The organism is Roseateles sp. (assembly GCF_039595295.1).
Classification (GTDB): Bacteria; Pseudomonadota; Gammaproteobacteria; order Burkholderiales; family Burkholderiaceae_C; genus Roseateles.
Map to the genome: position 1 here is coordinate 53774 of NZ_JBCNLU010000014.1, position 12852 is coordinate 66625.

15 protein-coding genes are annotated in these 12852 nt (G+C 70.0%); 8 read left to right on the top strand and 7 right to left on the bottom strand.

The genetic code is table 11. The features are described from left to right. Positions 1-63: 63 nt before the first annotated feature. Positions 64-714: an L-threonylcarbamoyladenylate synthase gene (locus ABDW59_RS12655; protein ID WP_343630196.1), complete on the top strand. Its 651-nt coding sequence runs from the start codon at positions 64-66 to the stop codon at positions 712-714. 63 nt (positions 715-777) lie between these two features. Here the strand turns inward: ABDW59_RS12655 and ABDW59_RS12660 are convergent, their stop codons facing one another. The 4 genes from ABDW59_RS12660 to ABDW59_RS12675 all read right to left on the bottom strand — a co-directional run bounded on the left by ABDW59_RS12660 (position 778) and on the right by ABDW59_RS12675 (position 3503). After that, on the bottom strand, positions 778-1128 hold the full coding sequence (locus tag ABDW59_RS12660; protein WP_343630197.1) for a RidA family protein: 351 nt from the start codon (positions 1126-1128) through the stop codon (positions 778-780). After that, a complete protein-coding gene (gene plsY, locus ABDW59_RS12665) occupies positions 1125-1850 on the bottom strand; it encodes a glycerol-3-phosphate 1-O-acyltransferase PlsY (RefSeq protein WP_343630198.1) in 726 nt (241 codons plus the stop codon). The genes ABDW59_RS12660 and plsY overlap by 4 nt, the downstream gene beginning before the upstream one ends. Before the next feature lie 6 nt (positions 1851-1856). Next, on the bottom strand, positions 1857-2360 hold the full coding sequence (locus ABDW59_RS12670; RefSeq protein WP_343630199.1) for an aminoacyl-tRNA deacylase: 504 nt from the start codon (positions 2358-2360) through the stop codon (positions 1857-1859). 84 nt (positions 2361-2444) lie between these two features. After that, complete coding sequence (locus ABDW59_RS12675; protein WP_343630200.1) at positions 2445-3503, bottom strand: aldo/keto reductase; 1059 nt, start codon at positions 3501-3503, stop codon at positions 2445-2447. A gap of 190 nt (positions 3504-3693) precedes the next feature. Between ABDW59_RS12675 and ABDW59_RS12680 the strand changes: the two genes are divergently transcribed. The 4 genes from ABDW59_RS12680 (at position 3694) to ABDW59_RS12695 (ending at position 6352) form a co-directional block, all read left to right on the top strand. Continuing rightward, positions 3694-4269, top strand: coding sequence for a DUF2975 domain-containing protein (locus tag ABDW59_RS12680; protein WP_343630201.1), 576 nt, complete (start codon positions 3694-3696; stop codon positions 4267-4269). A gap of 64 nt (positions 4270-4333) precedes the next feature. Then, entirely contained in the window at positions 4334-4573 is a 240-nt protein-coding gene (locus tag ABDW59_RS12685; protein ID WP_343630202.1) for a helix-turn-helix transcriptional regulator, read from the top strand. Beyond that, a complete protein-coding gene (locus tag ABDW59_RS12690) occupies positions 4560-5279 on the top strand; it encodes a hypothetical protein (protein ID WP_343630203.1) in 720 nt (239 codons plus the stop codon). The genes ABDW59_RS12685 and ABDW59_RS12690 overlap by 14 nt, the downstream gene beginning before the upstream one ends. Positions 5280-5431: 152 nt before the next feature. Then, positions 5432-6352 (top strand): hypothetical protein, encoded by a 921-nt coding sequence (locus ABDW59_RS12695; protein ID WP_343630204.1) that lies wholly within the window; start codon positions 5432-5434, stop codon positions 6350-6352. 27 nt (positions 6353-6379) lie between these two features. Here ABDW59_RS12695 and ABDW59_RS12700 read toward each other — a convergent pair whose 3' ends face one another. Beyond that, the gene (locus tag ABDW59_RS12700; protein WP_343630205.1) at positions 6380-8143 is read right to left on the bottom strand and encodes an AMP-binding protein; all 1764 of its coding nucleotides are present in this window, start codon (positions 8141-8143) and stop codon (positions 6380-6382) included. Positions 8144-8291: 148 nt separating this feature from the next. On the opposite strand from ABDW59_RS12700, the gene arsC reads away from it, so the two are divergent. After that, complete coding sequence (gene arsC / locus ABDW59_RS12705; protein ID WP_343630206.1) at positions 8292-8642, top strand: arsenate reductase (glutaredoxin); 351 nt, start codon at positions 8292-8294, stop codon at positions 8640-8642. A gap of 90 nt (positions 8643-8732) precedes the next feature. On the opposite strand, the gene ABDW59_RS12710 is transcribed toward arsC, so the two are convergent. Further along, complete coding sequence (locus ABDW59_RS12710) at positions 8733-9545, bottom strand: helix-turn-helix transcriptional regulator (RefSeq protein WP_343630207.1); 813 nt, start codon at positions 9543-9545, stop codon at positions 8733-8735. A 99-nt stretch (positions 9546-9644) separates the two neighbouring features. On the opposite strand from ABDW59_RS12710, the gene ABDW59_RS12715 reads away from it, so the two are divergent. Then, positions 9645-10901, top strand: coding sequence for an MFS transporter (locus ABDW59_RS12715; protein WP_343630208.1), 1257 nt, complete (start codon positions 9645-9647; stop codon positions 10899-10901). A 23-nt stretch (positions 10902-10924) separates the two neighbouring features. On the opposite strand, the gene ABDW59_RS12720 is transcribed toward ABDW59_RS12715, so the two are convergent. Continuing rightward, a complete protein-coding gene (locus ABDW59_RS12720) occupies positions 10925-11422 on the bottom strand; it encodes a GNAT family N-acetyltransferase (RefSeq protein WP_343630209.1) in 498 nt (165 codons plus the stop codon). Between the two features lie 452 nt (positions 11423-11874). Between ABDW59_RS12720 and ABDW59_RS12725 the strand changes: the two genes are divergently transcribed. After that, on the top strand, positions 11875-12792 hold the full coding sequence (locus ABDW59_RS12725) for an alpha/beta hydrolase (RefSeq protein ID WP_343630210.1): 918 nt from the start codon (positions 11875-11877) through the stop codon (positions 12790-12792). Positions 12793-12852: the final 60 nt, after the last annotated feature.

Consider the following 12852-nt stretch of genomic DNA (forward strand, 5'->3'; position numbering starts at 1 on the left):
CGATCCGAACCCATCGCGGCGCGAGCCGCCCGGCGTGCACGCCGATTGCCCAACGCGAGGACCATGGCCCAAACCTTCGAAGTCCATCCCGACAACCCGCAGGCCCGCTTCCTGCGCCAGGCAGCGCAGATCCTGGCCCAGGGCGGCATCGGCGCCATCCCGACCGACTCCAGCTACGCCCTCGTGTGCCAGCTGGACAACAAGTCCGCGGCCGAGGCGCTGCGCCGCATCCGGGGCGTCGACGACAAGCACCACATGACGCTGCTGTGCCGCGACCTCAGCGAGCTGGGCAGCTATGCGCGCGTGGACAACAAGCAGTACCGGATGATCAAGCTGGCCACGCCGGGCCCCTTCACCTTCATCCTGGAGGCGACCAAGGAAGTGCCGCGGCGCCTGTCGCATCCCTCGCGGCGGACCATCGGGCTGCGCGTCCCGGACCATCGGGTCACGCAGGATTTGCTGGCCCTGATCGGCCAGCCGCTGCTGGCCACCACGCTGATCCCGCCGGGCGAGCATGAGCCGCTCAACGACCCGGCCGAGATCACCGCCCGCTACGACAAGCTGATCCAGCTGATCATCGACGCCGGCGCCTGCGCGATGACCCCCACCACCGTGGTCGACATGACCGAGGACCCGCCGGTGCTGGTGCGGCGCGGCTGCGGCGATCCGGCCTGTCTCGGCCTGGAGCTGCAGGACGCCGAAGCCGACGAGTGAGGTCGGCGACGCGACAAGAAAAAACGCCGGCAGCTGCCGGCGTTCTTCATGGGGCGTCGCGGATCAGACCGCGGCGGTGATCACGATCTCGATCTTCCATTCCGGCTTGGCCAGCTTGGCCTCGACGGTGGCGCGGGGGGGCGTGTGGCCGGCCGGGACCCAGGCGTCCCAGGCGGCGTTCATGCCCGCCAGATCGGCCACGTCGGCGATGTACAGCTGCGCGCGCAGGATCTTGGTCTTGTCGCTGCCGGCGCGGGCCAGCAGCTTGTCGATCATGCCCAGGACCTGTTCGGTCTGGCCCTTGACGTCGGCGGTGGCGTCGTCAGGCACCTGGCCGGCGAGGTAGACCACGCCGTTGTGCACGGCCATCTCGGACAGACGGGGGCCGACGTCGAAGCGTTCGATGTTGCTCATTTGCTGTGATGCTTGGGTTTGTGGGAATGCTTGTGCTTGTGCTCGCGCTCACGTTCGCGGGACTGCTCGTGGCGGTGCGACTTCGCCGCCGCGGCTGCGGGCGCTGGCGCGGCCTTCTGGCCGAGCTTGCTTTCCGTGCCGGCCATCAGCTTCTTGATGTTGGCCGCATGGCGCCAGATCAGCAGCAGGCTCATCAGGGCGATGGCGGGCAGCTCCGGCCCCACGCCCCAGATCAGCATCTGCAACAGCGGCGCGGCGACCGCGGCGGTCAGAGAGGCCAGCGACGAGTAGCGGAACACCACCGCCATCGCGATCCAGACGGCCAACACGCCCAGGCCCAGCCAGGGGTTGATGGCCAGCAGCACGCCGGCCGCGGTGGCGACGCCCTTGCCGCCCTGGAAGCGGAAGAACACCGGGTACAGGTGGCCGATGAAGGCGGCCAGACCGGCGAGCGCGGCGCTGCCCTCTTCCAGCCCATGGGCGGGGCCGTACTTCTGCACCAGCAGCACGGGGATCACGCCCTTGAGCGCGTCGAAGACCAGGGTCAGGATGGCCGCGGCCTTGTTGCCGGAGCGCAGCACATTGGTGGCGCCCGGATTGCCGCTGCCGTAGCTGCGCGGATCGGACAGGCCCATCAGCCGGCTGACGATCACCGCGAACGACAGCGAGCCGATCAGATACCCGGCCAGCACGGCCAGGACGAGGAACAGGGTGTCTTGCATGGGGCGCTATTCTGCCCCGGACTTCAGCGCGCACCGGACCGGGCGGGCCTCGAGCAGCTCCGTCAAAACCCGGGGTTCGAGGCTGACCAGATAGCCGCGTCGGCCGCCGTTGATGAGGATGCGCGGCAGCTCCAGGATCGTCGCTTCGACGAACACCGGCATAGCCTTGCGCGTCCCGAACGGGGAGGTGCCGCCCACCAGGTAGCCGCTGTGCCGCTGCGCGACGTCGGGCTTGCAGGGCTCGACCTTCTTGCAGGGGATCTGCCGCGCGAGCTCCTTCAGGCTGACGGTGCAGTCCCCGTGCATCAGCACGATCAGCGGCTGCGCTTTCTCGTCCTGCATCACCAGCGTCTTGACGACCTCGTGCTCGGCCACGCCCAGCTGCTTGGAGGACTCGCCGGTGCCGCCGTGGTCGACGTAGTCGTAGACGTGCTCACCGAAGGCGACCCGGTGCTGACGCAGCACCTGGGTCGCCGGGGTCTCGCTGACATGCGCGGATTTCTTGCTCATGGGGAGGGATTCTCCGCGCGACCCGGGGCCGCGCGCTTGTACGAGCTTGCGCTCGGCGGGCGCTCGACGCGCGCTTGGCGGGCGTCACTGCGCCGGGTCGCGGATCTCCCAGCGGATGCGGTCGATGCGGGCCAGCGTTTCGGGATCGAGCTTGAGGTCGAGCGCGGCAATGTCCTCGTCCAGCTGCGCCGCGCTGGTCACGCCGATCAGGGTGCTCGCGGTCTGCCAGCGCGACGCGACCCAGGCAATGGCCAGCGAGGACGGGCTGATGCCCAGCTCCGCCGCCAGCGCGCTGTAGCGGCGCGCGGCGGCCAGCGTCTCGGGGCGCGCCCAGCGCTGCTTCTTCATGCCCTCGAAGATCGCCAGCCGACCCGGCTTGGCGGGGTCGTCGATGCCATGCGCGTCGTACTTGCCGCTCAGCACGCCGAAGCCCAGCGGCGAATACGCCAGCAAGCCCACCTGATGCCGATACAGCGCCTCATCGAGGCCGTTCTCGACGATGCGGTTCACCAGGCTGTAGGGGTTCTGCACGGACGCGATGCGCGGCAGGCCGTGCTGCGCGGCCAGGTGGACGAACTCGCCGACGCCGTAGGCGGTCTCGTTGGACAGGCCGACGTGGCGGATCTTGCCGGCGCGCTGCAGCTGGCCCATCGCTTCGAGCTGCTCATGCATGGACGCGACGCGGCGGTCCTTGGACGGATCGAAATAGACCGCGCCGAACATCGGCACCTGCCGCGACGGCCAGTGGATCTGATACAGGTCGATGGTGTCGATCTGCAGCCGGCGCAGGCTGGCTTCGCAGGACTGCACGATCTCGGCGGCCGTCAGATCGGGGCTGGCGTCGCGGATCCAGTCGTAGCCGCGCAGCGGGCCGGAGACCTTGGTCGCGATGACCAGTTGCTTCCGCAGGCCGGGGCGAGCTTGCAGCCAGCGGCCGATGATCTCCTCGGTCACGCCGAAGGTCGCCGCGCGCGCGGGGACGGGGTACATCTCGGCGATGTCCAGCAGGTTGATGCCGGCGGCGACCGCACGATCCAGCATCACCTGGCTGCCGGCCTCGTCGACCTGCTCGCCGAAGGTCATCGTGCCCAGGCCGATGCGGCTCACCGACAGGTCGGATTGGCCGAGGGTGACGCGTTCCATCTTGTTCTCCATGTGAGGCGCTCGCCCTCGACAACCGGGCGCGGCAGGCGGGCAGTTTGCATGAGCGCGCGGGGCCTTCGTGCGCTGGCGCGCCTTCGCTTTACCTCTCACGTCGTTGCCAGCCTGAAATTATTGTTTTACAGTAATTTCTTGCCGATCCACGGTAAGACCGATTCAGGTCGACGCGAACATGAACGACGCCTCCTCTTCCGTCCCGCCGCGCGCCGCGCTGCCCGCCGGCCTGCAGCGCATCCGCTGGATCGCGCATTGCGTGCGTGCGATGGCCCTGATCGCGATGGTCGCCCTGGTGGGCTTTCACGCGGTGTTCTGGACCGACGCCGCCTGGGTCGAGCGCAGCATGAGCAAGAGCAGCATGTCCGACACCGCAATGCAGTTCGACGCCGTCTCGCGCGCCTGGGCCCTGGTGGCGAATCTGCCGTTCACACTGCTCACGCTCTTCGCGCTGCTCAGCCTGTGGCGGCTCTTCGGCGGCTACCTGCGCGGCGAGTTCTTCTCCGATGCCGCTTCACGCCACCTGCGGCGCATCGGCCAGTCGGTGACGTTGATGGCGCTGGCGATGCCCCTGACCGACACGGCGACCGTCCTCGCGCTCACGCTGGGCAATCCGCCGGGGCAGCGCGTGCTTGCCTTCCACCTCGGCAGCACGCATTACGTCGTGCTGCTGCTCGGACTCGTGCTGACAGCGATCGCCGCGGTGATGCGGGAAGCCCATCGCATGGCGCAGGAGAACGCCGAGTTCATCTGAACTCGACGCGACCTCGACCACCGCTGCATCGCCCCACCGCTCACCGCACGAAGACCCTCGCCCCATGCCCATCGTCGTCCGACTCGACGTGATGCTCGCGCAGCGCAAGATGCGCTCGAAAGAGCTGGCCGAGGCCATCGGCATCACCGAGGCCAATCTCTCGCTGCTCAAGTCCGGCAAGGTGCGTGGCGTGCGCTTCGACACGCTGTCGCGCATCTGCGCGGTGCTGCAATGCCAGCCGGGGGACCTGCTCGCCTGGGAGCCCGGCGATGACGACGCGGGAGGCGCCGATGACGAGCGATGACCTGGCCTTCGGCAACGCGCCGCGACGCGGTCGTGGCGCGATCGTCCTCGCGGTTGTCGCGCTGCATGTGCTGCTGGCGTTCTGGTTGCAGAGCTCCTGGCATCGCGGCACCCCGCATCATGACGCGCAGCATCGCTCGACGATGCGCATGATCACGATCCAGTTGCCGCCTCTGACGAAGGACAGCGCCCCGCGCGCCGAGCCGCGCGGCGCGGCGCTCGCCAAGGCAAGTCCTGGCACGTTCGGTCGCACGCGCCCGCGTGAGAACGAAGCGGTCACGCCTCTGCCACGGGTTGCAGCCACTCCATCGATCACAGCTGACAGGACGGTGGTGCCTGACGAGGCACCGCCCACCGAGCCACGATCCACGCTCGTCCTCCCGACGCCGCAGCAGACGTCGCAGTCGCAGATCGCGACCTCGCCCGCGCCATCGGCCTCCGGACCGACTGGCCGCGATCTCATGTATGGCGCCGCCACGCAGCGCGCGCTGCGTCAGGGCACGCAGGGCCAGCCGCTGCTCGCCGAGCGCATGGATCAGGCCAGCCAGGCGCCGGAGCGGGTCGAGGCCTCCGCGAAGCTGGGCAAGGAAATCATGAAGGGCGCGACCACCGACTGCCTCAAGGGCGAGTTCGCCGGCGCCGGCATGGGGTTGCTGAGCGCACCCTTCCTGCTGCTGGCCGAGGCCCGCGGCAAGTGCCGGCGCTGAGCCGCCCCACCGCGACACGGCACGACACGACACGACACGACATCGAATCATCACACCGGTCAACCGCGCGAGACGCGGCGCCGTTCACCGTCGGACCGTCCGCGCGAACCCGCGACGGCGGCACCGACAGGACCTCAGGGAGAGATCAAGAAGTGACTACCGACGCGCGACCACCGTTCCGGCAAGACCTGGCCCCGACGGGCCATTCCGCTCCTTCGATCCCGGTCCTGCGGCGCACCGCCGCGGTGCTTGCCGCCGCGACCGCGCTGGCCACGATCTCCGCATTGACCGCGATGCCGGCGTATGCAGCCGAACCCGCCGCGACCGCCGTCACGACGACAGCCGCCAGCGCCGATGCCGCATCGGGTCCGGGCTCAACCGCGACCGCATTGCCCACGGTGCAGACCGACATGAAGCGCGGCACCTTCATGCCCTACAAGACGCTCAACGAGGTGCTCAGCAAGCTGCGCACCGAGGGCGAAGGCCTGTTCGTGACGCGCTTCCAGCTCAACGACACGAAGGAACGCGACAAGCCGCCGGCCCCTGGTACCAAGCTCGCGCTGATGAGCGACGAGGAGTACATCCCCATCCCCATCGACGAGAAGGGCCGCTTCGACCTGCCGACCTTCCCGGAGGCCAAGGCCAAGACCATGGAGCTCGGCAGCAACACGCCGCCCAAGTCCATGGGCATCCAGCTGAGCATCGACATCGCCACGCCGCCGGAGCAGCTGGACATGAACACGGTGCGCCGCATCGTCACCGTCGGTCAGCGCCTGCGCGGCGAGCTGCTGCCCTGGTACCTGCGCTGGCTGTTCCCGCAGGTCGACGGCGTGATCATGTGCAGCGACCAGCCGCAATGGGCACTGGAATGGCCCGAGGGCGGTCAGCGCCTGCGCCTGGACCTGCCGGCCGATCCCAAGATCCGCGAATCGGGCACGCCCAAGGACAAGCCCTCGCGTCCCTGCACCACCCTCACCGGCCAAGAGCAGTGGCCTGACGCCGCGCGCCTGACGACGCCCGCGGGCAGCAACACCAAGCTGTGGGTGCTGCTGCGCAAGACGCGGCCGAGCTGATCGCCGACGGGATCGCGATCCGGCGGATCAGGCCGCGCGTCCCGCGGCGCGATCCGCCTCCAGCTGCCGCAGCACGCGGCGCTGCAGCTTGCCGGTGGTCGTCATCGGCAGGCTCTCGAGGAACTCGATCTCCTTCGGATACTCGTAGGGCGCGAGCCGCTCCCGCACGAAGGCCTGCAGCTCGGCGGTGAGCTGCGCGCTCGGCTGCCGTCCGGGCGCGAGCACGATGAAGGCCTTCACCAGCGCGCCGCGCTCGGCATCGGGCTTGGGCACGACCGCCGCATTGGCGACGGCCTCGTGCCTGACCAGGCAGTTCTCGATCTCGCCCGGTCCGATGCGGTAGCCCGCGACCTTGAATTGGTCGTCCGAGCGGCCCTCGTACCAGAGATAGCCGTCCTCATCGGCCCGCGCGAGGTCGCCAGTCCGGCACCAGCTGTTCATCGGGTCTCCGGTGAACTTGGCCGCAGTCGCGGCCTCGTTGCGCCAGTAGCCGAGGAAGAAGATGGGATCGAGGTCCCCATGCCCGTCGCGGCGGTGGACGGCGATCTCGCCGACCTCCCCCACCGGACAGACCTGACCCTGATCGTCGACCACCGCGACGCGATGGCCCGGATAGGCACGGCCCATGCTGCCCGGCCGCGCCGGCCACAGGCGCTGGCAATTGCCGACGACGTAGTTCATCTCGGTCTGGCCGAACATCTCGTTGACGGTGATGCCCAGCTCCTGCTGGACCCAGTCGAAGACCGCGTCGCCCACGGCCTCGCCGGCGCTCATCAGCGCGCGCAGCTGGAGCTGGTAGCGCTCGGCCGGATGCGGGATGGCCTTCATCATGGCCTTGAGCGCCGTCGGGAACAGGAAGGTGTGGGTGATGCGGTACTGCTGCATCAGCTCGAAGGCCTTCTCCGGCGAGAAGCGCCCCTGGTAGCCCAGGATGGGCCGCCCGAAGCTGAGCACCGGCAGCAGGCCGTCCATCAGGCCGCCGGTCCAGGCCCAGTCGGCGGGCGTCCAGAAGATCGCGTCGCTGGGCTTGGCGGGATCGTGCGGATCGAAGCCGAACCAGTCCTGGCTGGCGATGAAGCCGGTCAGGTTGCCGAGCAGCGCGCGCTGCGGCAGCAAGGCCCCTTTGGGCGCGCCGGTCGTGCCGCTGGTGTAGATCAGGATGGCCGGATCGTCGGCCGCGTTGTCGCGGGCGGTGAAGCGGGCGTCCTCGGACTGCAGCGCGCCGACCCAATCGGACTCGCCCTCTCGGGGCTCGGACGCGCCGACGACGAGCACATGACGCAAGGCCTGGCACTGCGCGCGTACGGCGCGGACGGCGTCGAGCGCTCCGCCGTCGACGATGGCCAGGCAGGCCTGGCTGTCGTTGAGGCGGTACTCCAGCGCCTCGGGGCCGAAGAGCATGGACAGCGGCATCGCGACGGCGCCGAGCTGGTTGATCGCGATGTGCGCGGCCGCGGTCTCGAAGCGCTGCGGCAGCACGAGGGCGACGCGGTCGCCGGCCTCGACGCCGAGGCGCTTGAGCGCGTTGGACAGCCGGTTGGCGGCGCGTTGCAGTTGGCCGAAGCTGTACTGGGCGCGGCACCCGCTGTCGCTGTCGAAGAGGATGGCGGGGGCCTCGGGCGTCTCTCGGGCCCAGCGGCCGCAGCAGAGTTCGGCGATGCTGAGCCGATCGGGGACCTGCCAGCGGAAGGCGGCGTGGATGTGGGAATACGCGTCGGCGGCGGCGGCACGCGGGAGCGAGGGAGCGATGCGGGCCGCGGCGCCGGCATCCGGGTCGGTGGTGCCGGCCATGGCGACTCTCCATCCTGGACTGAAACAAGAGCGTGGATGCTAGCGAGCGGGTCAGGCACGGTCGTCATGGAAAGCCCGTAGCACCAGGGGCGCGCGGCGCGCACCAGCGCGAGGCTCGCCCAGGGCGGACTCTCTACACTGCCCGTCCATGAACATGACGATCTTGCACAACCCCCGCTGCTCCAAGTCCCGCGAGGCACTCGCGCTGCTGCAGGCGCGCGGCATCGAGCCCGAGGTGGTGGAGTACCTGGCCACGCCGCTGACGCTGGCGGAGCTGCAAGCGCTGCAGGTCAAGCTCGGCGGCCCGGTCCGCGCGATGCTACGGGAGGGGGAGGACGACTATCGCGAGCTGGGGCTGGCGGACGCCTCGCTCAGTGACGAGCAGTTGCTGAGCGCCGTGGCGGAGCGGCCGAAGCTGCTGCAACGCCCCATCGTCGTCAGCGGCGAGCGCGCGCTCATCGCCCGTCCGCCGGAGCTGTTGAACGACTGGTTGGACTGACCAAGCTGCAGGCTCTGGTGTGCGACGGCCCTCACCCCAACCCCTCTCCCGCAAGCGGGCGAGGGGCTCAACGCGGCGGGTTCCGTGTGCTCAGCGCGTCGCGGCCAGGTCCGCGAAGAAGCGCGCCGGCGGCTTGCCCACGGCCTTCTTGAACATGGTGATGAAGGCCGTCACCGACTCGTAGCCCAGCCGCTCCGACACGCGCTGCACCGACGCGCCGTCCGCGAGCAGCCGCATCGCGGTCACCAGATGCAGCTGCTGCCGCCAGCGCCCGAAGGACAAACCGGTCTCGCGCTGGACCAGCCGCGCCAGGGAGCGCTCGCTCATCGCGACCAGCCCGCCCCACGCCGCCAGCGTGCGCCGATCCGACGGATCCTCCGCGAGCATCGTCGCGATGCGCCGCATCCGCGGATCCTCCGAGGTCGGCACATGCAGCCCCTCGACCTTCATCCGCGCCAGCTCGTCCAGCAGCACCAGCGCCTTGCGGCCGACGGGGCCGTCGGACTCGTACTCCCACGCTTGCTCGGCCATGTCCAGGATCAGCTCCCGCACCAACGGTGAGAGCTCCAGCGTGCAGCAGCGCTCGGGCAGCCGCACCGCCCCCGGTTGGACGAAGAGATAACAGAGCTGCGCATTGGCCGTGGCGCGCACGCTGTGCGGCGTCTGCGACGGGATCCAGATCGCGCGTAGCGGCGGCGCGATCCACACCGCATCGGGCGCCTCGCAGGTGACGCCGCCGCTGGCCGCGAACACCAGTTGACCCAGACGGTGCGAATGCACCGGCACCTCGCTCTTCTGCTGACCGGCATCCAGGCGCCAGCCCGCGACCAGGCTGCGCACATGGCGCTCGTCGAAGCCCGCCAGCACGGTGTCGAGCTGACGCGGTCGCGGGGTCTTCTGCATCTTGGCCGGATTCAGCGATAGGAAGTCGGATTATCTGAATTCAGCCGGCGCGCGTCCCGGTAACTTTCAATCCCCATCACCACCTCCCGGAGCCGCGCCGTGAGCTCGAACCTCGCCGACCGATCCCGTCCCTCGCCCACCGCGCCCACCGCGCCCATGGCGACGGTGCACGCCACCTCGCATGCCGGCGGCACGGCCCTGCTGCTCATCGGCCTGCTGCTGGTCGCCACCAACTTCCGCGGCCCGATCACCGGCGTCGCGCCGGTACTGGGCCAACTGCGCGAGGCCTTTGCGCTGTCGCCCGCCGAGGCCGGCCTGCTGACCACGCTGCCGCTGCTGGCCTTCGGCATCGTGTCGCCCTTCGCGGCGCTCTTCGCGCGGGAGTACGGGCTGGAGCGCTCGCTCTTCGCGTCGCTGCTGCTGATCGCGGGCGGGGTGCTGCTGCGGTCGGCGGGTCTGGCGTGGTGCCTGTATGTGGGAACGGCGGTGATCGGCGTGGGCATCGCGATCGGCAACGTGCTGCTGCCCAGCCTGGTCAAGCGCGACTTCCCGTCCCGCGTGCCCGCCATCACCGGCGCCTGCGCGCTGACCATGGGCGTGAGCGCCGCGCTGATGTCGGTGGCCGCCGTGCCGGTCGCGGCGCAGGCGGGCTGGCGCATCGCGCTGGGCATGGCGGTCGTGCTGCCGGTGCTGGCCGCGCTGGTGTGGAGCCGGCAGCTCTCGCAGCGCAGCGCGCCCGCGCCGGGCACGGCCTCGCCGCCGCATGGCGGACCGGTGTGGCGATCGGCCATCGCGTGGCAGGTCACGCTGTTCATCGGCACCAACTCGCTGCTGTACTACATCGTCATCGCCTGGCTGCCGACCATCCTGACCTCGGCGGGACTGTCCGCGACGGCGGCGGGCTCGCTGCACGGCGTGATGCAGCTGGCGACCTCGGTGCCGGGGCTGTTCCTCGGCCCGCTCATCGCGCGCATGAAGGATCAGAAGCTGATCGCGGCGCTGTTGAGCGCGCTGCTCGGTGTGGGCTTGCTCGGCTTCGCGCTGTGGCCCGCGATGGCGACGCTGTGGGCGGTGATGTTCGGCTTCGCCTCGGGCGGGACCTTCGTGCTGGCGCTGATCTTCATGGGAATGCGCAGCGCGAGCCCGCAACAGGCGGCGGCGTTGTCGGGCATGGCGCAGTGCGTGGGCTATCTGCTCGCGGCGGGCGGGCCGTCCGCCGCCGGATGGCTGCATGACGCCATCGGCAGCTGGACCGGCGTGCTGCTGGGCGCGGCCGCGTTGTCCGTGGTGATGGGCGTGTGCGGGGCGCTGGCGGGGCGGAATCGGACGATCGGCGGAGGAGCGTCGGCGCGCTGACGCGGCGATGCGCTGAGCCTGGCTCAGCCGTCGGCGCGCTCGCTGAGCAGCGCGAGCGACTCGCCGGTGACGCGGCACAGGCGCCAGTCCGGGAGGATGGCGGCGCCCATCTTCTCGTAGAAGCGGATGGCGTTCTCGTTCCAGTCCAGCACGCACCATTCGAAGCGGCCATAGCCGCGCTCGACGGCGATCTGCGCCAGGCGCGTCAGCATGCGCTTGCCCAGGCCGGCGCCGCGGTGGGCGGGCTGGACGTAGAGGTCTTCGAGATAGAGACCGGGCTTGGCCAGGAAGGTCGAGAAGTTCACGAAGGTGAGCGCGAAGGCGACGACCGTGCCGTCGGCGTGCTCGGCGACCAGCGCCTCGGCGACGGGTTGATCACCGAAGAGATGGGGGTGGAGCTTCTCGGGTGTGACCTCCATCAGGTGCGACAGGCTCTCGAAATCGGCGAGCTCGCCGATCAGGCCGACGATGGCGGGGACGTCGGCGGGACGGGCGGGGCGGAGGGTGTAGGGGGTGGACATGGTCGGGAAGGATTTGGCATAGATCGGTCGGCGCGGAGGGTACACCGGGCTTGCGGGAGAGCCGGAAGACCCTCTCCCCTGCCCTCTCCCGCAAGCGGGAGAGGGAGTCTCCATCGCGAGCGCCGCCGCATTGCTCCCTCGCCCGCTTGCGAGAGAGGGAGTCGTGGTCACCGAGCGCCTACGCGCGAGGCACTTGTGGCCCCCTCGCCCGCTTGCGGGAGAGGGCGGGGGAGAGGGTCTTTCGGGCCCCACTGAAGCCACGCCGAGCGCCGCCGCATTGCTCCCTCGCCCGCTTGCGGGAGAGGGAGTCGTGGTCACCGAGCGCCTACGCGCGAGGCACTTGTGGCCCCCTCGCCCGCTTGCGGGAGAGGGCGGGGGAGAGGGTCTTCGCGCCCGCCCGTTGTCTCCATGGCGAAAGCCTTCTCCCCTGCTCCGCCCTACAGTGCTCATCCATGAGCCCTGCCCCGTCCTCCACCGACTACGCCGTCCGCCGCGCCCCGCGCAGCGAGTTCCTCACGCTCCGCGGTCTCCGCTACCACCTGCTGCGCTGGGGCCCGCCGCCGGACGGCACGCGTCCGCTGCTGGTGATGGTCCATGGCTGGATGGACGTCGGCGCCTCATTCCAGTTCATGATCGACGCCTTCCGCGAAGACCGCAGCGCCGTGGCCATCGACTGGCGCGGCTTCGGCCTCACCGACGGCAACGGCGGCGACTCCTACTGGTTCCCCGACTACCTCGGCGACCTCGACGCGCTGCTCGACGCCGTCAGCCCCGACGCGCCGGTCGACCTTATCGGCCACAGCATGGGCGGCAACATCGCGATGAGCTACGCCGGCGTCCGTCCCGAGCGCCTGCGCAGGCTGGTGAACCTCGAAGGTTTCGGCCTCCCCGAGACCACGCCCGACATGGCGCCGGGCCGGCTCGCGAGTTGGCTGGACGAGCTCAAGCAGCCGCAGCAGCTCAAGACCTATGACGACGTCGAGGGCGTCGCGCAGCGGCTGATGAAGACCAACCCGCGCCTGAGCGCCGACAAGGCCCGCTGGCTCGCCCCGCGCTGGTCCCGCCAGGCGGAGGACGGCCGCTGGCACATCCTCGGCGACCCCGCGCACAAGCGGACCAATCCGGTGCTGTATCGCAAGGCCGAGGCGCTGGCCTGCTGGTCCGCCATCACCGCCCCGACGCTGTGGGTCGAGGGCAGCGAGACGCGGCTCTCGCAATGGTGGGGCGACCGCTATCCGCGCGAGGACTTCGACACTCGCCTGAGCGTCGTGAAGGACCTCCAACGCGTCACGCTCCAGCAAGCGGCGCACATGATGCACCACGACCAGCCCGAGGCCCTCGCCCGCGCCGTCCAGGAATTCCTCGGCTGAATCCTCTCCGACTCCCCGCCCTTGTCTTACCCCCTCGCCCCGCTTGCGGGGAGAGGGCGG

Coding starts and splice junctions, on each gene's coding strand:
- ABDW59_RS12655 (WP_343630196.1), top strand. CDS start 64: ATGGCCCAAACCTTCGAAGTCCATCCCGACAACCCGCAGGCCCGCTTC.
- ABDW59_RS12660 (WP_343630197.1), bottom strand. CDS start 1,128: ATGAGCAACATCGAACGCTTCGACGTCGGCCCCCGTCTGTCCGAGATG.
- plsY (WP_343630198.1), bottom strand. CDS start 1,850: ATGCAAGACACCCTGTTCCTCGTCCTGGCCGTGCTGGCCGGGTATCTG.
- ABDW59_RS12670 (WP_343630199.1), bottom strand. CDS start 2,360: ATGAGCAAGAAATCCGCGCATGTCAGCGAGACCCCGGCGACCCAGGTG.
- ABDW59_RS12675 (WP_343630200.1), bottom strand. CDS start 3,503: ATGGAACGCGTCACCCTCGGCCAATCCGACCTGTCGGTGAGCCGCATC.
- ABDW59_RS12680 (WP_343630201.1), top strand. CDS start 3,694: ATGAACGACGCCTCCTCTTCCGTCCCGCCGCGCGCCGCGCTGCCCGCC.
- ABDW59_RS12685 (WP_343630202.1), top strand. CDS start 4,334: ATGCCCATCGTCGTCCGACTCGACGTGATGCTCGCGCAGCGCAAGATG.
- ABDW59_RS12690 (WP_343630203.1), top strand. CDS start 4,560: ATGACGAGCGATGACCTGGCCTTCGGCAACGCGCCGCGACGCGGTCGT.
- ABDW59_RS12700 (WP_343630205.1), bottom strand. CDS start 8,143: ATGGCCGGCACCACCGACCCGGATGCCGGCGCCGCGGCCCGCATCGCT.
- arsC (WP_343630206.1), top strand. CDS start 8,292: ATGAACATGACGATCTTGCACAACCCCCGCTGCTCCAAGTCCCGCGAG.
- ABDW59_RS12710 (WP_343630207.1), bottom strand. CDS start 9,545: ATGCAGAAGACCCCGCGACCGCGTCAGCTCGACACCGTGCTGGCGGGC.
- ABDW59_RS12720 (WP_343630209.1), bottom strand. CDS start 11,422: ATGTCCACCCCCTACACCCTCCGCCCCGCCCGTCCCGCCGACGTCCCC.
- ABDW59_RS12725 (WP_343630210.1), top strand. CDS start 11,875: ATGAGCCCTGCCCCGTCCTCCACCGACTACGCCGTCCGCCGCGCCCCG.